Source organism: Paenibacillus allorhizosphaerae (assembly GCF_042659105.1).
Taxonomy (GTDB): Bacteria; Bacillota; Bacilli; order Paenibacillales; family NBRC-103111; genus Paenibacillus_G; species Paenibacillus_G allorhizosphaerae.
The window spans coordinates 182,636-203,968 of record NZ_JBHSRV010000009.1 but is presented as its reverse complement, the minus strand read 5'-3'; the positions used below and the strand labels follow the sequence as shown (position 1 = coordinate 203,968).

Genomic DNA, 21,333 nt, shown 5'->3' with positions numbered 1-21,333 from the left:
CCGGATGAGGGACGATCAGCCTTATGAAATAACGATATGTTCGGACTCGGTTGGGGAAACGGCGGAAGCGGTCGTGAAAGCGACGATCCGCCAGTTCGACGCCCATCAGGTGACAACCAAGCGTATCGGCCATATCAAGAGCGAGGATGAAATCCGTGCGATTGTAGAAGATGCGGCGAAGCGCGGCGGATTTATCGCATATACGCTGGTCCAGCCCGAACTGCGGGAGATGATGAAGGAAGAAGCGCTCCGTTTCGGCGTACGTGCAGTGGACATCATGGGGCCGATGATGGAGGCGTTCATCGATACGTTCAACGATGCGCCTAAGCGAAAGCCGGGGCTGCTGCATCAGATGGACGAGGATTACTTTCGGCGGGTGGAAGCGATCGAATTCGCCGTTAAATGCGACGACGGCCGGGATATGAGCGCGCTGCTGAAAGCGAGTCTCGTATTGATCGGCGTGTCCAGAACATCGAAGACGCCGCTTAGCATTTTTTTGGCGCATAAGGGGATCAAGGTAACGAATTTACCGCTGGTTCCGGAGGCGAAGCTGCCGAAGGAGCTGTCTTTGCTGCCGGGTAACCGGATCGTCGGTTTGACGATGGATGCGGAGAAATTGTACAAGATTCGTACGGAACGATTAAAAGCGGTCGGTCTGCCGTTCGGAGCCAAATACGCGACGATGGAGCGAATTACGGAGGAGCTGGATTACGCACATCGCGTCATGAAACAGATCGGATGCCACATCATCAATGTGACCGACAAAGCGATCGAGGAGACGGCGGGCATTATTATGGGTTACTTGAAATAGGCATCTAGGAGAGGCTTGGACCGAAAAGCGGTTCAGGCTTTTATTGTCGTATCCGTGAAAAAACGTGAACCGGCATCGAACTAAACTTCGTTTTTTGACGTATTGCTAAGTATAGGCTGTTTGACTGACGTCTGTAACGGAGATGGGAAGCCGCAGCCAAGGGAGGACGGAAGCAAATCCAACATCGGGGGGCGTTAGGGGGCATGAAGGAAAAGAAATATTGGACGGATTGGCTGTCAGGCGTAGCGTATGGAAAAAAACTGAAGCGGTTGCACCATTGGAACGGTTGGCTTGTGGTTGTTCTGGCTCTGACCGGCATCCTTCTCTTCATTCCGGCAGTAAGGGAGCTTGGCGAGGGACGCTCATGGCTTAAGCTGTTGCATGTGTGGCTTGGCTTCATCTCCATAGCCGTTATCATGCTGTATATGCCCTTGCTGCGCAAACATTGGAAACAGCTTCGCACCAAGCCCGCGCAGCGTTGGAACCTGGGATGGGTGTTGTTTTTGCTAGCCGGTTGGATCGTGAGCGGATTGCTGCTATGGCAGCTTCGCCGTATTTCTCCGGCTTTGGGAAATGCGGCGCTGATCGTGCACGACTTATTTACATGGATAGGGATTCCATATGCCGTCTACCACTCGGTATCCCGCAGCCGATGGGTGAAAACTTCCAAAATGGCGCACCATTCCCGAACGGCCGCGACGGCCACGACCATGACGGACGCACCCACAGCAGAAGAGAAGCGTACGGCGGCGCAAGCTTTCGTCGAATCGCTGAAAAACGCCCCGATCTCGCGCGCTGCATTTCTGCGCAGCGCAGCCACGCTATTGCTCGTGTTCGGCGTCGGCCCCGCTTTTTACCGCTGGCTGAAACGAGTGTCCGATTCCGCAGGAACGAACGTGGATCTGGCGTTCATTGGCGATGAGAATCAAATGATACCGGAGCCGGTTGCGCTGCCTGCATCGAATCCTCCGATCGGCGGGGGCGGGCAGGGGCAGTTCCGCATCTACACGGTGACGCCGTTTCCTTCTTTTACAAGCGATAATTGGAAATTTGTCGTGACCGGCCTTGTAGAGCAGGAGCAAGTGTGGAACTGGAAGCAGTTTCTCGAACTGAAACGAAAAGTCCAAGTCAGCGACTTTCATTGTGTCACCGGGTGGTCGGTTAATAAGGTGACGTGGGAAGGCATCCCTTTATCCGAGCTGCTAAACCTGGCAAAGACGAAAGAGGAAGCCAAGTATGTCAAATTTTATTCCGGCGATAAGGAATATACGGATTGTTTGTCGCTGAAGCAGGCCGGTATGGATGATGTGATGGTAGCGGTGATGATGGACGGCAAGCCGATTCCGCAAAAGCTGGGAGGGCCGGTACGGCTTGTCGTGCCGCAGATGTACGCCTATAAATCGGTAAAATGGCTGCAGGCTATCGAGCTGATCGATAAGGAGCATATCGGTTATTGGGAGCTGCGAGGCTACGACAACGATGCATGGGTGCCTGGGAGCCGGCGGGTGTAGACACGAAGCGCTCTGGCCGTTACTATGTAAAGAAAAGCAAGGCGGGGGAGAAACGATGCAGCTGTTATCGCTTTATGCAGGCAAGCCGGTGAAGGTAACGTATAGGGAAAAGCCGTTGGAAACGGGAATTTATAAACAACCGGTACACGGAAAGGTATTTCTGGGAAAGACGAATTTGGAGGGAGACGGCCAAGCGGATTTGGTCAACCATGGAGGCACGGACAAGGCGGTGTGTGTTTATTGCCACGAGCATTACGCGTATTGGGAACAGCGATGGGGGCGCAAGCTTGACGGCTGCGCGTTCGGCGAAAATTTTACGGTAACCGGCATGACGGAATCCGATGTATGCATCGGGGATGTATTCGAGATCGGAAGTGCCCATGTACAGATCAGCCAGCCCCGCCAGCCTTGTTATAAGGTTGCGCATAAACAAGGGTTGACAGAGCTCACGATGTGGATGCAAGAGAGCGGATATACGGGTTATTATTTCCGCGTGTTGAAGGAAGGGGCCGTAGAAGCCGGGCAGCCGTTCCGACTTGCAGCGCGCGATGCAGCAGGCATAACGATCGCCGAAGCGAATAGGCTCAAATATCATGACAAAAGCGATACGGAAGGGATTCGAAGGCTTCTGGAGGTAAGCGCGCTGTCGGTAAGCTGGCGCGAGTCGTTTGAGAAGCGGATTCGAAGCTAGGGCGGGTACGGATGAAAAATAATGCAGATACGATGAATATATGCGGGGTTGTGCTAGCCGGAGGCATGAATCGGCGAATGGGCGGCCGGCCCAAAGCGCTGCTGGAACGCAACGGGCGAACGTTCCTTGAGCTGCAGCTGGAGGAGATGTCGCAGCTATGCCGGGAGCGAATTCTCGTTACGAACGAGCCGGAACGATATAAGCCGGTACTTGAGCGGGCAAAAGGAGAAGTGCGGGTCGTCCGCGATTTACAGCCCGGAGGCGGACCGTTAGCCGGCATACAAGCGGCCCTTCACGCAGCCGCGAGCGATATGCTTTGGGTCGTTGGCTGCGATATGCCCTGCATTCATGCGCGAGCGGCCGAAGCGTTGGAGCAGCTGCGGGCGGAGGCGGATGCCGAAGCAGCGATTGCACGGATCGGCGGAAGACTGCATCCGCTACATGGGGTATATCATCGGCGTTGTTTGCCGCAGGTAGAGGCGATGCTTGCTGAAGAGGAGCGCCGATTGATGCGTTTGTTCGACCGAATCAGCTGGCGTGCAGGCGATGAGGTCGTATTTGAAAGCAAGGGAATCGGACTCGATTTCGTGCGAAATATTAACGATCCGGAACAATACAACGTTTTTATAGAACGAAAATAGGAATAAATGGATAATCGGGACAGGTATATGTGAGATTTAGCAGATTATCACTATAAATTCGTCAGCTTTTATGACATAATAGATTATAATTAAACCTTGTAAAACTTCGAAGCGAATGGGAGGGGAAGCGGGATGACGCAATCGTTAACGGACCGATTCGGGCGCATTCACGATTATTTGCGAATATCGGTAACGGACCGGTGCAACCTTCGCTGTGTGTACTGTATGCCGGAGGAGGGCATGGAGTTTGAGCCGGAGGAGCGGTTGCTTCGGTTCGACGAGATTGCCGAGGTCGTGCGCGTTCTGGCAGGTTTCGGAGTACGCAAGCTGCGCCTGACCGGCGGGGAGCCGCTTGTGCGGAAAAATCTGGAGCAGCTGGTCGGCATGCTTAGCGTGATTCCGGGCATCGAAGATATCGCTCTCACGACGAACGGGATATACTTTGCCTCGCGCGCCGAGAAGCTGCGCAGTGCCGGGTTGACCCGGATCAACATCAGTCTCGACTCGCTGCGTCCCGACCGGTTCTCGCTCATTACAAGGGGCGGCGATATTACCCGTGTGCTTGCGTCGATCGAGGAAGCGGTCCGCGTCGGTCTCGATCCGATCAAGCTGAACGTCGTGCTGATGAAAGGTTTGAACGACGACGAGATTGACGATTTTTTGCAGCTAACCCTGGAGCGTAAGCTCAATGTCCGGTTTATCGAATATATGCCGATCGGTCACGACGATAACGGTTGGAAGACGAAATATATTCCTCTCTCGACAGTGTTGGAACGGTGCGAGCAGCGGGGATGGACGGTGGAAGCTTACGAGCAGGGATTGCGGGGGAACGGCCCTTCGCAAAATTACCGGATTGCAGGGGCCGCCGGCACGTTTGGCCTCATTCATCCGGTCAGCGACCATTTCTGCGAGACGTGCAACCGGCTGAGGCTTACAGCGGACGGGAACATTAAGCCATGCCTGTATTGGTCTGACGAATTCAACGTGAGAAAATATATCGGTGATGACCGGGCGTTAGCGGAATTGTTTTTCCGCGCGCTTGACGTTAAACCGGAAAGCCACGAAATGGCCAAAGCGCTGCTTAACGAAAGCCAAAGCCATACGCCGACCGTACGACGGATGTCACAGATTGGGGGATAAGCTTGCGTGGGCAACTTGAAGTTCGGACGGGAGACGATTCGTCTGGAGGAAGCGCAAGCGCGTGTCCTTCGCTTCGTCCGTCGCATGGAAAAGGAACGGGTGCCGCTCACGGAAGCGGCGGGCCGGCGGCTCGCTGAAGAGATACGTGCCGATCATCCGGTACCGCATTTTCGCCGGTCGGGAGTGGACGGCTACGCTCTGCATGCGGAAGATACGGCTGGAGCTTCCGGTCGAACCCCGGTGCGTTTCGAAGTAACGGAGACGATTCCGTGCGGCGTCATGCCGCAGCATTCGCTGGGCCGCGGCCAAGCCGCCCGAATTATGACGGGAGCCGTCGTGCCGGAAGGAGCGGATGCCGTCGTCATGCTGGAAATGACCGATCGGCTAGAGCGGGATGAGCGCACGGAAGAATCGGATGCTGCGGCAAGCGTCGGAGTGCTCCGAGCGATGATGCCGGGGGAAAATATTAGCCCGATCGGCCAGGAAGTGGCCGAGGGGGAGACACTGCTTCCTGGTGGCCGTAAGATCGGGCCGGGCGAGGCTGCGATATTGGCGACGTTCGGCTACAGCCACGTACCGGTATTCAAGAAACCGAAGGTGGCTATATTCTCCACCGGATTCGAGCTTTTACCGGTAGAAGCGTCGCTTCGGCCCGGTCTCATCCGCAACAGCAACAGCTATATGCTTGCCTGTCAGGTGACGGACGCGGGAGGAGAGCCGACGATCATGCCGGCTCTTCCCGATGATCCGGGGAAGGTGCAGTCGGCGTTGGCCGAAGCCTTGGAGTGGGCGGATGTGCTTATTACGACGGGCGGCGTATCGGTCGGCGACAAAGACGTGCTCGTCGAGTTGTTCGCCCAGTGGGACGGCGAGCTTCATTTCAACAAAATTGAGATGCGCCCCGGCAGCCCGACATCCTTCGGCTGTTGGCAGGGAAAGCCGCTGTTCGCCCTATCGGGCAATCCCGGCGCATCGTATGTAGGCTTCGAGCTGCTTGCGAGACCGTATCTGCGCGCGGCTCTGGGCTCCTCCGATCCGCTGCCGCAGATCAGTTCGGCCTGCTTGGACGCGGATTACCGCAAAGGATCCGCGTATCCGCGCTATGTGCGAGGAACGAGCCGGGTGGAGCAGGGGATGGTAAAGGTCAAACCGGCCGGGCGGGACCAATCAAGCATTATGATCTCGATCAAAGATGCGGATTGTTTGATCTTGATTCCCGCAGGCGGACAAGGAGCCCAGGCAGGCGCTCTTGTAACCACGATCAGCCTGATGGAGAAATAAAAACAATTGCGCCGGCTCCAATCACATAGAGCAAAAAAATACCCCCGACGGGCGTCCAACGCCTGTCGGGGGATTTTCGTTGCCATTAGATGACAAATGCACGGGAAACGATTACCAGCAGAATGAAGAGAACCAGAATCACACCTGTAGTTGTAAAACCGCCAACTGCGCTCATGTAACATCCCCCTTTCAGAAGATCTGTTAAATTATATGAGCGAGTGACTGCTGCGGATTGGACGATAGCCCGGTTTGCAGTAAAAAATACACATGTCTCCTGTCACGAGACGGAAATCAATAGGTGGACCCTCCGTAAAGGAAGCGATGTTCCCACTGGGAACCCGCGATGTTGTCAATCCGAACGCCGCCGGAAGCAGCCGAGTACGTATGCAGTATTTTGCCGTCTCCGAGATAAATACCAACGTGCGTAATCGTTTCTTTCGATTTGTCGATGTTGGCGTAGTTTGACGCATCGTAACCTTTGTAGCTCATAAAGAACAGTAGATCTCCTTTTTGCAGCTGACGCCAGTCGTTTTTCGTTTTACCGACCGACTTGACATAAGCGCCCTGACTGCGTGAATCGCCCGGCAGCAGCTGCTTTATTCCGTCCATATACGCTTGCCGTACGAAATCGGAGCAGTCAAAGGTGCTCGTATCGTTGCGGCTCGAGCCGAACTCATACGGCACGCCCAAATAGATCATGCCCGCATCGATCACTTTTTTCGCGGCAACCGCCGGATCGAGCTGCTTATAAGGTTCGACGTATGTTGTCGTTATGTATTGAGAGCTTGTGCTGACATAGCCGATGACACCGTTGCGATCTTGAACGTTGTACCAGAAATCGTTCGCCTTATTGAGCACGAGCACTTGCTCGCCTTTTTGCAAGTAGCGAATTCTGTCGGCATCCGTGGACGTGCCGGTCCGGAACGATACGGAGCTGACGATGGTCGCGTTCGGAGGCGATTGAAAGAGCGGTTCTTCCTGCTCCTGCGGATCCTCGAACATGGTGCTTATGTATTCGGAGCTCGTACTGACATAGCCGACGACGTCGTTTTTATCTTGCACTTTGTACCAGTAGGCGTTTACTTTCTCCAATATAAGGATGCGCTCGCCGTCTTGGATATATCGAATGCGGGAGGCGTCCGTGGACGGCCCGGTTCGGAATGAAACGGACTTGATGATCTCTCCGTTCGGCTCGGCCGGAACCTTGACATTCGTCAGCTGAATGTAAGTTGGCGAAGAGGAGACATATCCGACTTGGCCGGAGGCATCTTTGACTTGGAGCCAATTGTCATTATAAGTACTGACGATATCCAGCATTTCACCCGCCTGCAAAAAACGGATGCGTGCGCCGGAGGTGGAGGGCTGCTCGCGGAAGTTGACGGATTGGATCACCTTCACTTTTTCGGTGTCGTAGGAAAAGGCAAATGCATGATATGGAATGACCGCTAGCGATACAGCGGCGCTCATCACGAGTGCGATAAGCTTTTTTTTCATTGGCGGAAGCCTCCTGTTGTTGATAAATCTACCTTTCTACCGATAATGATAGCATACGGACGAATCAAGAAAGAGTGGGAAAATATGGGTAATCCCGGATGAATAAATAATGGATGCATGCCCTAAGTACTAAAAAATATCCCTATTAATTTAATTGTTAAATAATCCAGATACCACGGAATTATATTTATGTTGTAATCTATTAGAAGCAAGTACAATGGGATCTTGTTGATTTGATGTTTTGACGCAATATGAGTCTCAGGACACGGACATAAAGACTGCGAGTGAATTGATTTCGCCCCTTGAGAATAAGTGAAATGTTACTTAAGGATTCGTTTTGCGCTAAGGCCGTTTCGATGGTCGCGCGTGGTAATTTTTACGCCGCTTTGGTACAATCGACGAAGAAACTGATGAGGATGGAGGGGGGAACGGCCATGAGCCATTTGCAGCAACAAGAAGTGAACGAGGCGGCATCCGTAGAAATCAGGCCGATTCCGGAGGAGCATTTTCCGGATACATTAAATCTTTGGTCGTTCGCTTTTCAGATGACGTACACTCCGGAAGATATTGAGCGTCGTAAATTGGATATGCGCGATTACGAGCTTTTGGGTGCCTATGTGGAAGACCGGCTTGCCGCGGCTATGAACATTTTGGATCTGAAGACGTGGATCCAGGGAAAAGCGTTCGACATGGGCGGCATTGCCAGTGTGGCGACATGGCCCGAATACCGGCGCGGCGGTCTGGTCAAGAGGCTGCTCGATAATGCGCTGCACTCCATGCGGGACAAGGGACAAACGGTTTCGTTCCTGCATCCGTTTCAATTCGGCTTTTACCGGAGATTCGGCTGGGAGACATACGCAGAGTACAAAACATATGAAATCCCCACCGCGCTTATGCCGAAACTGTCACCGCAACCGGGCCGGATCGTTCGTTCATCGCCAGACGCAGGCTTGCTGAATCCGTTGTATGAAGCCTATGCCTCCCGGTATAACGGCAGTTTGGTTCGAAGCGAGAAATGGTGGAAGGACCGCATATTCGGTAGGAGACAGGGAGAGATTGCCGTTTATTACGATGAAGCGGGACAGCCGGGCGGCTACGTGCATTATCAGGTGAAGGACCGGGTATGCACGGTGCATGAGCTTGTAGCGCTGCATCACGGAGCCCGGCTCGCCTTATGGCGTTTTCTGGCCGATCACGACTCAATGATCGATAAGTTGAAGCTGAACGCGCCTGCGGATGACCGGCTGCCGTTCTTATTGGATAATCCGCGGATCAAACAAGAGCTGGTACCGTATTTCATGGCGCGAATCGTGGATGTCTCCGGATTTTTGGAGAAATATCCTTTCGTCTCCGGAGTGGAAGACTGCGTACGTTTGGAAATCAATGATGCCCAAGCGGCATGGAACAACGGCACGTTTCTGTTGAAAATCGATGAATCCGGAACCGCCAAAGTAGAAACGGGGGGACCGGAGACTGGGGAACATCCTGTGCTCAGCTGCGACATTCAGACGCTGACGGCGATGATGCTGAGCTACCAAAGGCCGGCGTTCCTGCATGAAATCGGCAGACTGCAGGGGCAAGAGGATGCGCTCGACGCGTTAGAACGGCTGATTCCTTGCCGGCAAACGTATTTGCCGGACTTCTTTTAAGCGGCGACATAATTATGTTTTAACCCTCGCTCGATCTGCATCCAGATGCCGGGGGTTTTTTGTTTACTAGTTTCCTGATATTTATTTTTCTGTTTAGAACAAACTATATGAAATATTTTGCCAATTGAAGCAGGATATTGTTTCAATGTGTCGAATTCATAGGTCTACATACCTATGATATAGGACTGTCAGAGAACAAGTGAACTGAAACAACGGCAAACCTCTCGAAAGGGTGGGACGCAAAGCCACGGGCCTAAACTCCAAGAATCGTATCTGGGGTACGGTAGCCGGGTTGCCAGGATTGGCTTGTTTTTTTGCTGCTTATTTTTAGCAACAATTATCCGTGAACCTCACGTACAGCAACTACGATAAGCATACCGACTTGTTTTTGCCAGAGGGACTAGATCCGCAAACGATCAAAGGATGCTATGCACTAAAGCGAGGAGCGTGAAATGGGAACGATGGAAATACGATGGTTTCGAAGGCTCGGTATATTTGGCTTAATAGCAATGGTTTTGACTAGCGGTGCAGTCCCTGCAAGTGCGGAGGGGGCAGGCACTCGCTTGACTTCTGAATCGGATCAGGTGCTGCCCATGCAGCTGTATCATGCGGGAGGTGCGTCGGTGAAACAGCAGCCAGTCTTCCGCTCCAACGGCGAATACGAGTGGAAGTGGATGAATCGAGGGAATGCCGCCGGGCAAAGAAATTTGCTTTCGGATGGAAACGGAACGTTCTACTACTATGATTACAGCAATATCATTCATGCGATCGGTCCGAATAATGAACTCAAGTGGATGTCGGTGCCACTGAAAAATGAGATCGTAAGCATGTGGTTAACCAATAATGGCAATATCATCGTTCGGGCGCAAGTCACGAAATCGACTGTTCACGTGATCGGAAAAGACGAAATACCGGCAAAATCCGATCATGTGCTTCTTTTGAATCGGGATGGTCAGACGCTTCTGGATATTACGTTAATCAACCCGAATGATAATTTTTTATTTTCGATTAATGACCATAACCGGATTGTTCTTTTGACCTTGGAAGGTATTGTAAGTTACGATTTATATGGACATAAACAATGGACTTACAGAGACGAGATCAAAATCAGCAAGGACAAGCTGGGACAAATTTTTACTAATGTAATGAGTTTTGAACTTAAAGCCGGCGGTATGGTAACGCTGTTGACTCGGGAAGGGCAATATATCACGATCGATTCGAAAGGACAACGGGTGTCTGCCGTTAAGGCTGTCCAAAAAACTATAAAAATTGGCGGAACAAATTACATCATGCTGCAAGGCGAAGACGGATTGTATTGGCAAGGGGACAAGCGTTTGACCGAAGAGGAGTTTAGAGCTGAGATTGAAAACCGGCCCCCAAGACCGAAACAGACAGTGCGTACCGTTGTATGGTCCGGTAGAAGCTATTCGAACACATCGGAGGACAATGCTCTGGTCGCCAAGGATCAGGAAGGGAATATATTGTGGACATATTTTACTCCCGATTCACAGTACGGATATCCCACGAATATCGTTTGTAACGAAAACGGAGACGTATATTTTACCGATTTCGGCGGCAATATCTACGGGTTGGATGCTCAGGGGAACGAATTGTTCCGTTTAATTCGCAATAACAAGAGCCTGACCTCAAGCGAACTTGCGGTGACGCCGGACGGCGGGTTACTTGGGAGAACCGGTGAGATCGGAATGTTCCGCATTGGGAAGCGAAGTATCGGGGTGTCGGTCAATGGCGAATCCGTATCGTTTGAACAACAACCGCTGCTGATGAACGGTACGACGATGGTGCCTTTTAGGCCGGTGTTTGAGAAGCTTGGGTTGCACGTGGACTGGAACGAGACTACCCGAACGATCCAAGGGTCGAAAGAGGGGATGGATATTCGGCTGGAGTTGGGTCAAACCGAGGTGACAGTCAATGGAGAGCGTACGGTGTTATCCGCTGCTCCGGAAATCATCAACGGTACGACATACGTTCCGCTACGATTTGTAGGCGAGGCATTGAAGCTTCAAGTGGAGTGGGATGGTATGAACCGGGAAGTGCGAATCGGTTCCCCTGACCAATTGGCGAAACAGGCTGTCGTTCGTTTCATGAAGCATGTAGAACAAGGCGATGATTTTAAAGCAACGGCTGATTTAAGCGACTCAAGCCAATCGATTAATGAGCGTGTGCCAGCACTGGCCCCGTTTTTTAAACGAAAGCAATGGATGAGCGATATTCAATCGATGACCGCCGTTGAAAGTAGTGAAGATACGATCATCGTGAACACGATTCAACGGGATCGGAGCTACAATTTTGAAGAAATACGCGAACAAGTTCAGAATCACTGGTATCAAGTCAAGCGGACCCCGGACGGACAGTGGAAACTGGAGGACGCGGATCTTTTTCAACGCGAAACGATATTTCAGGAGGAACATGAACATGAACATGAAAAGTAAGGATCACGGAAAATCCTTTTTCGATGGATTTAAAGAATGGAGAAAGTTCGATTCGAGCGGTAACTTAAAACGACGAGCAAAGGAATGAGATAAATATGTTCAAAAAACTGTTATCTGTTTTATTAACCGTAAATCTAGTATTTTTTATTATCTTACCTACCGCGTTTGCGGAACAATCGGATCCGGGAATTATACTTTATCTGGATGGAACTAAGATCACGTTTGATGAAAAACCGCAAATCGCGGGTGGGACTACTTTAGTCCAAGTCGCCCCTATTTTCAAATCATTAGGCTTAGAAGTTGAATGGGATCGTGAAACTGAAACCGTTACGGGAAAAACAAAAGATATAAACATTCAGCTTACGATTGGGGAAGCGGAAGCGACGGTCAATGGTGAAAAAAGGAAGCTAGATGCCGCTGCTTGCATAATCAATGGTTATACATTTGTTCCCTTGCGTTTTATAGGCGAATCCACCGGCAGCAACGTCACTTGGGATGAAAAAAGCTCAACTGTTTTTATAACAAGGCCGATTGCCGAGAGTTTCGTGAAAGACCTAAATTTAGACATAAATAAAGAAATGACAAAAGAGGAAGTTAGGAAACAAGAGAAATCCCACTTTATTTACCAAGACCAAAGCGGTCTATTATTTGAGCGAAGTATTAACGGACAAAAAACGTTGTTGTCGTATGATTTTAAAGATAACCAATTGCAGAGCGCAATGTACACAATTTCTGAAAAATATATAAAACATATATCTTATGTTAACGAATATGATCATATAAAAGATATGCTTACCGAGCATTACGGACCTTCCGATTTCGAGTCTGCAAAATGGAACAATGACTTATATCGGAAGGATAAAGGCCAGTGGGAACAGGCGGTAGCTCTGAATCATGTCCGTTTTACTACGTACTGGGACACACGAACCGTGAGTGTCATGTTAACGCTTGATAATTATAAATCCAATAAATCGATAACTCTATATATCAAGTGCAAGTAGGAAAGAGAGCAATTTCGATCTTTCATTGGAATCCGTTGATTAAAACAAAGGAGCGACGCGGCTCCTTTGTTTTAATTTGTTACCGTCACAGGGAAAGTGTACCCCTAAGGTTTCACGGAATCACTAAGCCGCGTATCCGGCGCCGGATTCGGCTCCTTCTTCGGTCGTGCCAGCAGCCAGTGCATCAGATCGTATTTTTCCAGAAACGGCTTGATCGTTTTTAAGTTTCCTTCATATATATACGTTTGATCCTCAGTGCTGAACGCCAGCAGCTGGGGATTTTGTTTTTTTTCGGACGGTATGATGAGGAATAAATCCCTGCACTGAAACGACAGCCCCGCCTGCGAGACGGACAGCGCCGGTTCGAACGGAATGCGGATAATAATCCCGGTATCGTAGCCGATTTTCGCTTTTGGCGAAATCGTTTTGGCCTGCTTCAGCCAGCCTTCCGCTTCCTGGCGTATAGCCGCAGAATTCGGAATCGCTCCGACGACTTTCTCCTGTCTGACATCATAGATGAGTACGGGTTTTTCGGCTTGTTCCGCAGCCGGTTTTTGGTCGGGCGAAACAAAAGCGAAGGCAGGTACAGGCAAAGCAACGACAGCAATCAGGCTTAATGCAGCAAAGAGGCGCATCCATACCGGCAAACGCCGCAGCGACAGCGTACTTTTCATAAGGCACCATCCTTCGAGAGGTAATGTTACCTTAGTATAGCCTTCTTTCAACGTCGCATGCACCGGGGTGGAAGGGCGCTTTTGCGCAGGATTGGACACGGCTTTCTCGCGCTTCTTGCCCATAGGCTAGGGGCTACTAGACTTAGGTCCAGTTCGAAAAACCGCCGCAGGTCCGTTTTGTAAAAGCGCGATTGGGCCTAAAATGAAGACATGAACAAACGATAACTAAGCGAAAGGCGGTGACTACATACAATGAAAATGAATCGACACAAGGGACTGGCGGTTCTGTTGATTTTCTTCGGCGGCTTGATCCTCTTGAACAAGTTGGGCGTGCATACAGGGCATCTATTCGGTCACATCGCGGGGTGGTTATTCCCGGCGGCAATGGTAGGCCTCGGGTATTTGGGGCTCGTTAATGGAAGAAGAACGATCGGTTGGGTGCTGATTGTCATCGGCGGTCTAATTCTGCTGGGGAAACTGTCCGGATTAATCGGGATCGCGATTGCGGTCGGGCTGATCGTATTCGGAATCTCCATGCTTCGCAATAGATCGTTCTTGTAAACAACGAGCAATCGAGCAAAATCTTAAGCAAAGGTGGTTGAAGAGAGCATGAGTCTAGGCAAACGATTCCGCGACATAACGGTAGCAACCTTTAATGAAATGTTGGAGAATGCCGAAGATCCGGTACGTATGATCGATAAATATTTGGCCGCGCAATCCGAACAGATTCGCGAGTCCGAAAGGCTGCTGCAGCAGTGCCTGTCCCACGCAGCATCGCTTCGCCAGCAATACAGCTCGGCGGAACAGCTGAAGGAACGCCGGGAGCAGCAAGCCATGCTTGCGCTAAAGGCGGGGGAAGAGGAGGTGGCGCGCATCGCTCTGCAGGAAAAGATGCAGCAGGAAGAAAAAGCGGTGCAGTACAAAGCGCTGTATGAGCAAAGCAAGCTCGGCATTGTCGAACTGGAGGAGCAGCTGCAGCAACTGCGGATCGATTTCGACGAAATCGCTTCGAAGCGCAGCTACTACATCGCCAGACTGGAGTCGGTCAGACTGCAGCAGCGCATGAACGAAAGACTCCGTTCGATGGGCGGAGCGCCTTCTCCCCGGGTATTCGACCGGCTGGAAGAACGCGTATCCGATATGGAGATGACGGCCCGTACCTTGAGAGAAGTAAGAGGGCATCTTCGCGAAGCGTGGTCCGCAGCTGGCACGGCGGCGAGCAGCGCGCTTGAGAAAGAAATGGCGAAGCTTCGCTCCAAATTGGAAGAGGAAGGCTGGAGAAGGCCATGACCAGAATATACCGTTCCCGAACCGACCGCAAAATAACCGGCTTGTGTGGAGGCCTGGCCGAAACGCTCGGGATGGACGCAACGCTGCTGCGTTTGATCGTTGTGGTAACGACGTTCTTTTCCGGCGGGATCATGATTCCCCTGTATTTCCTGGCGACGCTGGTCATACCGAGCGAGCCGTGGCACGGCGGACCTTACGGTCCGGAGCCGGGCTTCGGGGGACATGCTCACAGCGGCTGCGGCTCCAAATGGGGTCACCAATCGGGACAGCAGTACGGCAGCTGGAGAGACTGGAGACGCGCCGAGAAATATTACCGCAAAGCGAGCAAATACGGATGGGCTCCGCCGCACGAACGTAACGAATATGAAGCTGGCTATACGCATCAAACAGGTCCGCAGGCCGATAACGGCAGCAACCTGGACGATATGATGAAGGACATCGAGAAAAAAGCGATGTGGAAAGAAATCGAAGAGCTTCGCGCCAAAGTCGCGAAATACGAAAAACAACAACAATCTACTAAAGGAGATGTTTAATCATGGGAGTATTTTCTAGAATTAAGGATATGACGAAAGCTTCGCTGCACGAGCTGCTCGACAAGGTGGAAGACCCGATCGTTATGCTGAATCAATACCTCCGCGACATGGAAGAAGAAATCGCTCAGGCGGAAGTAACGGTAGCCCGTCAAATCGCGAGTGAGCGCAAGCTGAAAGAGCGTCTGGAAGAATCGGTTCGATTGACGGCCCACTATGAAGGGCAAGCGAAAGAAGCGTTGAAGAACGGGCAAGAGCAAACGGCGCGCCAGGCTTTGGAGCAAAAGCTGTATCATGAAGGCAAAATTGCCGAATATACGGAAATGCACGAGCAATCCAAGTCGCAAGCGGCAGAGCTTGTACAACAGCTGCATGAAATGAAAGATTCGTTCTATCAAATGCGCAATAAGCGCAATGAGCTGGTAACCCGCGCTCAACTTGCGAAAGCAAAGAAACAAATGGCCGAAGTGACGGCGAACAACGTAATTGATGGCGGCAGCGCGGTCAAAGGATTCCGCCGCATGGAAGAAAAAATATTATCGTTGGAAGTCGAAGCGGAAATTGCGCGCAAGCCTTACGTAGGCTCCGCTTATGTCGGCTCTGTCTACGGCGGCACGTCGGCGCAAACGGATCCAGCCAAACAGCAAAAGATCGACGATCAAATCCAGCTGTTGAAGGAAAAATTGACGAGCGAGCAAGGACAATAAGCGGTTTGCTTGAATAGACATTGCAGCTAAGAAGGCGCCGCCAATAAACTAGTGGAGCCGGAACAACAGTTATGATATGCTATGTAAGGCAAAAAGCCATAGGAGGCCGTTATCGCCCGCTATGGCCTTTTGCGTAAACAAACTCAACCAGACTTACGAAAGGGGTGACACGGATGAATAGCAAACGGAACCGCAACATAGCGCTGGTGTTGATCGGGGCCGGTGTGTTTATGCTAGCGGACAATCACCTGAGCTTTTTCACCGTTGTCGCTCTTTTTTTACTGCTGATCGGCGTCCATAAGGTTCGATCCGGTTCGGAACGGAAAGGCTATTTGATGATGATTGTGGGCTTGCTGCTCCTCGTAGGCGGCAATCTTCCGTTAATCATCGCGGTGATCTTGATCTCGCTCGGCATTTTCTATAACAAATCGCGCAAAATGCACCGGGACGACAGACACGTTCGCAAGCAAAGTTTGATCGAAAGCATCCGCTGGGGGAAAGAGCCCTGGATTTTACGAAATATGTCCATATGGAACGTGCTTGGCGAACTGCAGATGGACTTCACATATGCAATTCCGGAGCAGAAGGAAACGACGATCGTGTTGCAGGGCGTCATTGCGGATATTGATTTGATCGTGCCGGAAGATATGGGTTTAACGGTAACGGCTTCGGTGCTGTTCGGACAAACGAGCATCGGTTTCGATAAAGAAGCAGGGGTGCTGAACAAGATGGTATGGCAGTCGCCGAACTATTGGACGGCGGAACGCCAGGTGAAGCTGGAAATATCGTACGTGGTAGCCGATATTGATATAAAAATCGTTTAATGCCGGAGGACTTTAAGAATGGAAGGTACTGACAAGCGTCTAACCAATTTAATATGGCGAAGCATGGGCGAGTCCATCGGGCTCAGCCTTGTTTTGTTTGGCGTTGTGGTCTACTTCCTGCAGTCCAGCGGTTATTTAAGGCCATTCGAATCTTGGCAAGTGGGAGTAAGGCTCAGTTTGACGCTCATCGTGATCGTCGCGGCGATCGGCGGTTCTTTCGGTCTCTGGTACAGCAGTCGGATGAAGCGAAGACTCGAACAAATCCGCGAAGTGATGCTGTCGCTTGAAAAAGGCAACTTGAGCCGCTCCGTGCCGCCGCTGGGCGAAGACGAAATCGGGCGCCTCGGCGAGCAGCTCAACAGCATTACGAAAAAATGGGAGGAGCAGGTATCCTCGCTGCAGCGGCTGTCCAATAACAATGCGCAGCTGGCGCAAAAGGCCAAATATTCGGCCATCGTCGAAGAACGGCAGCGGCTTGCGCGGGAGCTCCATGATGCGGTAAGCCAGCAACTGTTTGCGATCTCGATGACGGCGACGGCGGTCGGGCGGACGCTGGATAAAGATTTTGATAAAGCGCAGCGCCAAATCTTCTTGATCGAGGAGATGGCGTCGGTCGCTCAGTCCGAAATGCGTGCGCTCCTGCTGCATTTGCGTCCGGTGCATCTGGAGGGCAAACGATTGTCGGAAGGGCTCGTCGAGCTCACCCAGGAGCTGTCGGCCAAAGTGCCGATGGAGATCGATCTGGAACTGACGGAAGAAATCAAACTGCCCAAGGGCATCGAAGATCACTTGTTCCGGATTACGCAGGAAGCGATGTCGAACGCGCTGCGTCATTCCAAAGCAACCAAGCTGGAGGTGCGGCTGACGAAACCTTCGGAAGGAACCGTTCGCTTGATGATCCGGGATAACGGGGTAGGCTTCAACATGGATGAGAAAAAGCAGGCTTCCTATGGTATACTGACCATGAAAGAACGGGTCAACGAAATCGGCGGATCTCTTAATTTGATAACGGCGCCCGGCAAAGGAACGCGAATCGACATTCGTATACCGATATTGGTGGAAGGAGGGGATTCCATTGGAGGAGACAACGATTAACGTACTTCTCGTGGACGATCATGAGATGGTGCGCATCGGTCTTGCGGCCGTTCTCAGCACAGAGGAAGATATCGAAGTGGTGGGAGAGGCGAGCAGCGGACAGGAAGGAATACGGCTAGCGCTGGAGTACAGGCCCGATGTCGTGCTGATGGATCTGGTCATGGAAGGAATGGACGGCATCGAAACGACGCGGCGGCTGCTGCAGGAGCATCCGGATTGCAAGGTGATCGTGCTGACGAGCTTTATCGACGACGAGAAAATATATCCCGTCATCGAAGCGGGAGCGTTCAGCTACTTGCTCAAGACGTCGCGCGCCGGGGAGATTGCTCAAGCCATCCGCGCGGCGATGAAAGGACAGTCCGTGCTGGAATCGCAGGTCGCTTCCAAGCTGATGAACCGCTTCCGCCAGCCGAAGCAAGCGGCTCAGCCGCATGAGGAGCTGACCGAACGCGAGATGGAGGTGCTGCGGCTGATCGCAGCGGGCAAGTCCAATCAGGATGTGGCTGACGAGTTGTTCATCGGCGTAAAGACGGTCAAGTTCCACGTCACCAACATTCTTGCCAAACTAGGGGTTGAGGACCGCACACAGGCGGCGATCTACGCTTTCAAGAACGGATTGGCGGAGTAATATATCGGATTTGCGAATCCTTGCAGTTCCCGTTGTGACAACCGGGGCTGCAAGGATTTTTTTGCGTCCGCCGATCCATCGATCAAAACCATTTCTTAAGTTTTTATGAAGGGTGAAAGGTTGGGGGTGTTTCGTTCGTCTATAACGATAGATAGACAGAGAACGGGGCGGAATATTCGATGAACGATCCTGTAAGTGACGAGCAGCTTGTCGCCGAAGCGCTGGGGGGAAACCGTGAAGCCTTTGCCGAGCTGGTGCATCGTTATAAAAATAAAGTGTACGGCCTTCTGCGGGGCATGGGAGCCGACGGGATGGATGCCCAAGATTTGGCTCAGGAGACATTCCTTAAAGCTTATCGCGGGCTAGCCGGACATGACCCGTCGAAAAGCTTCGCCTCTTGGCTCTATACGATCGCGGCCAACGGGCTGCGGGATCATTGGAAAAGGAAACGTCCGCCGGATGATGCGGCGGTTGCGGCTGAAGCGAGCGCCGGGGAAAGCCCGGAAGAAATATATTTGCAAGCGGAGCGGCGCAGCGAGCTGCGGGAACGGCTGAAGCGGCTCCCGGAAAATTACCGGATGGTGCTGCTGCTCCGGTACACGAACGATTTGAGCTATGAAGAAATTAGCGGCATTATGGCTGTTCCGATTGCGAAAGTGCAGAACGATTTGCACCGGGCGAAAAAGCGGTTAAAGCAAGTGATGACGGAAGAAGAGGGGGGAGCGACGCATGAGATGCTTAAGCAGCGCTGAGATCGAAGATTACATATTGCATCTGCCGATGCCTGCGGAGCAGCGGGAAGCCGCCGCACGGCATATCGAATCGTGCGCGCATTGCGGACCGCTGTACGAAGCGGAGCTGGATGAGCAGGCTCGCGCAGCCGAAGCGTTGTTCGCCGACGAACTGCCGGCTTCGTTCACGGCCGACGTGATGGCGAAGCTGGATATGGGGCTGCCGGCAAGCGTCCCTGACCCGATCCGGCCGCGCAAGCCGCTGCCTCGGTGGAGACGCGCCGCCGCTATCGCTTCCGTATTGCTTGTAGCCGGAGCTTTTGCCGCGTACTCGAGTCCGACGCTGGCCGATCTGGTGCGCTCGTTATTTTCCCGGGATACGGTAGATTACGGGATGCTGAAAGCGCAGGAGCTTGGGCTTGTCAGCAATCCGAATGTGACGGTGAAGGATAAAGGCTTTACGATCCGCATTAACGAGGCGGTAGCCGATCCGGCGCGCGTTGTGATGGCTTTGCAGCTGTCCGGGCCGGATGGAAAGGGCCTGCATGACCGTCTTTGGCTCGGCGAGCCGAACCGGATCGTCGTCAAGGACGACCAGGGCCGCGAGATCGGACGGCTCCACGATATCGGCATGACCAGTGCGTTCTATATGCTGATCGGTTATTTCCCGGAGCCGACGTCCGCCGATCATATAACGGTGGAGGGGACGATTCGCCGGCTCGGCAATGAGATGCAGCAGATCCCTTACGTCGAAGGGAACTGGGATTTTTCGTTCACGGTCGATTTGCGGCAGGCGAAAGCCCAGACGAAAGTCATTCCGCTACACGGCGAATATACGGCTCCGGATGGCATCACAATCCGGCTGAAGCGGTTGATCCGCACGGTGCAGGGTGTTCGGCTCGAGCTGGATACGGAGCTGAGCAACAAGGCATTGGCGCGTTCGCCGGGGGAGCTGTGGAAGCAGCAGGGATTGCGGTTTCACTTCGAGGATGATGCGGGCGAAGAAATTCACAGCGTGAACAGCCGAAAAAGTATGCATAAGGACAGTTTAATGAGCTCCACGCAAACGGCGGATGCCCGCAAAGGGCATATGCATATGTCGTATACGTTCCGGTATTTGCCTCCGGGGGAAAATTACAAGCTTGTGCTGGACGGTTATTACGTAACCGAGCGGAGCGGGGCCGCGCTTGATTTCAACCCTGCGGCTCTCCGGGAGCATCCGGCTATGTTTCGCGACTCGGGCGACGAGTTGCGGCTTACGGGCTTCGAAATTGAAGCCAACCAGGATTATCCGCGCATCAAAGACGTCGAGGGCGTCCTCCGGGTACAAGGCGAATTCGTTAACGAGTTCCACCGCGACGAATGGACTGTGCGTGATCTGCAAGGAAACGAATACGCAATTCAGATGCGGGGTGCGTCCTCCATTGGCGAGAAAATCGTGCTGGAAAATGAAACGGCCGGAAAAGATTACGCCTTCCGGATTCCCGGAATACGGACAATACCGGATCGCCTTACGCTGGTTCGCAAGGTGATCGATCGAACATATTCCAACGTCAATTGGTCTGCCGAGATCAAGGAAAAGGAGTGAAGCGGACGATGGGTTACGCGCTGCAAAAACGGGAACGACGAAGGACGCTTGCATTTGGGGAAAAGGCGGATATGCTGAAGGAACACGAAGTGTACTGCTACCAGGTCGCGTATTACTTGCTGCAGAACGAAGACGGCGCACGACTCGCCGCCGAGAGGACGCTGCTTGCGCTTTATCCGCGCTGCGATTTTTACACGCTCCCGGAGAAGGAGCGCAAGGCCGCGGTTAAGGCGGAGGCGGTCCGGCAATCGCTGAAGGTGAAGCTTGATAAATAAGCGCTGGAAACCGTTGATATGATACGGACAAACTCAAAATTGCAGTGATCGAAGAGCGGGAAGTTCAATATTTGTTCAAAGGTATAGTAGTCCGGGTTGCTGCAAACGATGATTCGATTGACAGCCCGCAGGAGGATGAAGTAAGATTGCTTATCACCCTCAAAAGGAGTACTGTCATGAACTGGGTTCAATGGGTCGTGATCGCCATCGTTATCATTGTCTGTATTTTATTCATGGCGTTTGTCGGCAAAAAATATTTGAAGTGACAGCCTGAACCATCCGTCCTTTCGTTTCATACGATAAAGTACTTCGTGAAACG

22 protein-coding genes and 1 riboswitch are annotated in these 21,333 nt (G+C 52.2%); of the genes, 19 read left to right on the top strand and 3 right to left on the bottom strand.

Features of this window, described 5'->3' with window-relative positions; all coding sequences use genetic code 11:
- Positions 1-4: 4 nt before the first annotated feature.
- From ACFQI7_RS27255 to ACFQI7_RS27230, 6 genes are all read left to right on the top strand, one after another.
- Entirely contained in the window at positions 5-811 is an 807-nt protein-coding gene (locus ACFQI7_RS27255) for a pyruvate, water dikinase regulatory protein (protein ID WP_218100646.1), read from the top strand.
- A 203-nt stretch (positions 812-1,014) separates the two neighbouring features.
- Complete coding sequence (locus tag ACFQI7_RS27250; RefSeq protein WP_218100647.1) at positions 1,015-2,322, top strand: molybdopterin-dependent oxidoreductase; 1,308 nt, start codon at positions 1,015-1,017, stop codon at positions 2,320-2,322.
- Between the two features lie 55 nt (positions 2,323-2,377).
- Positions 2,378-3,013, top strand: coding sequence for an MOSC domain-containing protein (locus ACFQI7_RS27245; protein ID WP_218100648.1), 636 nt, complete (start codon positions 2,378-2,380; stop codon positions 3,011-3,013).
- Positions 3,014-3,024: 11 nt separating this feature from the next.
- Positions 3,025-3,654 (top strand): molybdenum cofactor guanylyltransferase, encoded by a 630-nt coding sequence (mobA, locus tag ACFQI7_RS27240; RefSeq protein WP_218100649.1) that lies wholly within the window; start codon positions 3,025-3,027, stop codon positions 3,652-3,654.
- Between the two features lie 132 nt (positions 3,655-3,786).
- Positions 3,787-4,794, top strand: a complete 1,008-nt coding sequence (moaA, locus tag ACFQI7_RS27235; RefSeq protein WP_218100650.1) for a GTP 3',8-cyclase MoaA — start codon at positions 3,787-3,789, stop codon at positions 4,792-4,794.
- A gap of 6 nt (positions 4,795-4,800) precedes the next feature.
- On the top strand, positions 4,801-6,075 hold the full coding sequence (locus ACFQI7_RS27230; RefSeq protein ID WP_218100651.1) for a molybdopterin molybdotransferase MoeA: 1,275 nt from the start codon (positions 4,801-4,803) through the stop codon (positions 6,073-6,075).
- A gap of 85 nt (positions 6,076-6,160) precedes the next feature.
- On the opposite strand, the gene ACFQI7_RS27225 is transcribed toward ACFQI7_RS27230, so the two are convergent.
- On the bottom strand, positions 6,161-6,250 hold the full coding sequence (locus ACFQI7_RS27225) for a YjcZ family sporulation protein (RefSeq protein ID WP_218100652.1): 90 nt from the start codon (positions 6,248-6,250) through the stop codon (positions 6,161-6,163).
- 116 nt (positions 6,251-6,366) lie between these two features.
- On the bottom strand, positions 6,367-7,569 hold the full coding sequence (locus ACFQI7_RS27220; RefSeq protein ID WP_218100653.1) for a C40 family peptidase: 1,203 nt from the start codon (positions 7,567-7,569) through the stop codon (positions 6,367-6,369).
- Positions 7,570-8,003: 434 nt separating this feature from the next.
- On the opposite strand from ACFQI7_RS27220, the gene ACFQI7_RS27215 reads away from it, so the two are divergent.
- From ACFQI7_RS27215 to ACFQI7_RS27205, 3 genes are all read left to right on the top strand, one after another.
- Positions 8,004-9,218 carry a GNAT family N-acetyltransferase gene (locus ACFQI7_RS27215; RefSeq protein ID WP_218100654.1) on the top strand — a complete coding sequence of 405 codons (1,215 nt, stop codon included), beginning with the start codon at positions 8,004-8,006 and terminating at the stop codon, positions 9,216-9,218.
- A gap of 204 nt (positions 9,219-9,422) precedes the next feature.
- Positions 9,423-9,518: riboswitch (cyclic di-GMP riboswitch) on the top strand.
- Between the two features lie 263 nt (positions 9,519-9,781).
- On the top strand, positions 9,782-11,671 hold the full coding sequence (locus ACFQI7_RS27210) for a copper amine oxidase N-terminal domain-containing protein (RefSeq protein WP_218100655.1): 1,890 nt from the start codon (positions 9,782-9,784) through the stop codon (positions 11,669-11,671).
- A gap of 95 nt (positions 11,672-11,766) precedes the next feature.
- Positions 11,767-12,672, top strand: a complete 906-nt coding sequence (locus ACFQI7_RS27205; protein WP_218100656.1) for a copper amine oxidase N-terminal domain-containing protein — start codon at positions 11,767-11,769, stop codon at positions 12,670-12,672.
- Positions 12,673-12,776: 104 nt separating this feature from the next.
- On the opposite strand, the gene ACFQI7_RS27200 is transcribed toward ACFQI7_RS27205, so the two are convergent.
- A complete protein-coding gene (locus ACFQI7_RS27200; RefSeq protein ID WP_218100657.1) occupies positions 12,777-13,346 on the bottom strand; it encodes a hypothetical protein in 570 nt (189 codons plus the stop codon).
- A 252-nt stretch (positions 13,347-13,598) separates the two neighbouring features.
- Between ACFQI7_RS27200 and ACFQI7_RS27195 the strand changes: the two genes are divergently transcribed.
- The 10 genes from ACFQI7_RS27195 (at position 13,599) to ACFQI7_RS27150 (ending at position 21,014) form a co-directional block, all read left to right on the top strand.
- The gene (locus ACFQI7_RS27195; protein WP_218100658.1) at positions 13,599-13,907 is read left to right on the top strand and encodes a LiaF transmembrane domain-containing protein; all 309 of its coding nucleotides are present in this window, start codon (positions 13,599-13,601) and stop codon (positions 13,905-13,907) included.
- Positions 13,908-13,955: 48 nt separating this feature from the next.
- Complete coding sequence (locus ACFQI7_RS27190; RefSeq protein WP_218100659.1) at positions 13,956-14,636, top strand: PspA/IM30 family protein; 681 nt, start codon at positions 13,956-13,958, stop codon at positions 14,634-14,636.
- Positions 14,633-15,169, top strand: coding sequence for a PspC domain-containing protein (locus ACFQI7_RS27185; RefSeq protein WP_218100660.1), 537 nt, complete (start codon positions 14,633-14,635; stop codon positions 15,167-15,169). The genes ACFQI7_RS27190 and ACFQI7_RS27185 overlap by 4 nt, the downstream gene beginning before the upstream one ends.
- Positions 15,170-15,171: 2 nt before the next feature.
- Positions 15,172-15,873: a PspA/IM30 family protein gene (locus tag ACFQI7_RS27180; RefSeq protein ID WP_218100661.1), complete on the top strand. Its 702-nt coding sequence runs from the start codon at positions 15,172-15,174 to the stop codon at positions 15,871-15,873.
- Between the two features lie 173 nt (positions 15,874-16,046).
- Positions 16,047-16,697: a cell wall-active antibiotics response protein LiaF gene (gene liaF, locus ACFQI7_RS27175; protein ID WP_218100662.1), complete on the top strand. Its 651-nt coding sequence runs from the start codon at positions 16,047-16,049 to the stop codon at positions 16,695-16,697.
- Between the two features lie 18 nt (positions 16,698-16,715).
- Positions 16,716-17,792, top strand: a complete 1,077-nt coding sequence (locus tag ACFQI7_RS27170) for a sensor histidine kinase (protein WP_218100663.1) — start codon at positions 16,716-16,718, stop codon at positions 17,790-17,792.
- A complete protein-coding gene (locus tag ACFQI7_RS27165; protein ID WP_218100664.1) occupies positions 17,773-18,420 on the top strand; it encodes a response regulator in 648 nt (215 codons plus the stop codon). Before ACFQI7_RS27170 ends, ACFQI7_RS27165 begins: the two co-directional genes overlap by 20 nt.
- Before the next feature lie 179 nt (positions 18,421-18,599).
- A complete protein-coding gene (locus ACFQI7_RS27160) occupies positions 18,600-19,172 on the top strand; it encodes an RNA polymerase sigma factor (RefSeq protein ID WP_218100665.1) in 573 nt (190 codons plus the stop codon).
- The gene (locus tag ACFQI7_RS27155) at positions 19,150-20,739 is read left to right on the top strand and encodes a DUF4179 domain-containing protein (RefSeq protein ID WP_218100666.1); all 1,590 of its coding nucleotides are present in this window, start codon (positions 19,150-19,152) and stop codon (positions 20,737-20,739) included. Before ACFQI7_RS27160 ends, ACFQI7_RS27155 begins: the two co-directional genes overlap by 23 nt.
- A gap of 8 nt (positions 20,740-20,747) precedes the next feature.
- On the top strand, positions 20,748-21,014 hold the full coding sequence (locus ACFQI7_RS27150) for a hypothetical protein (protein ID WP_218100667.1): 267 nt from the start codon (positions 20,748-20,750) through the stop codon (positions 21,012-21,014).
- The last annotated feature ends 319 nt before the right edge of the window (positions 21,015-21,333 follow it).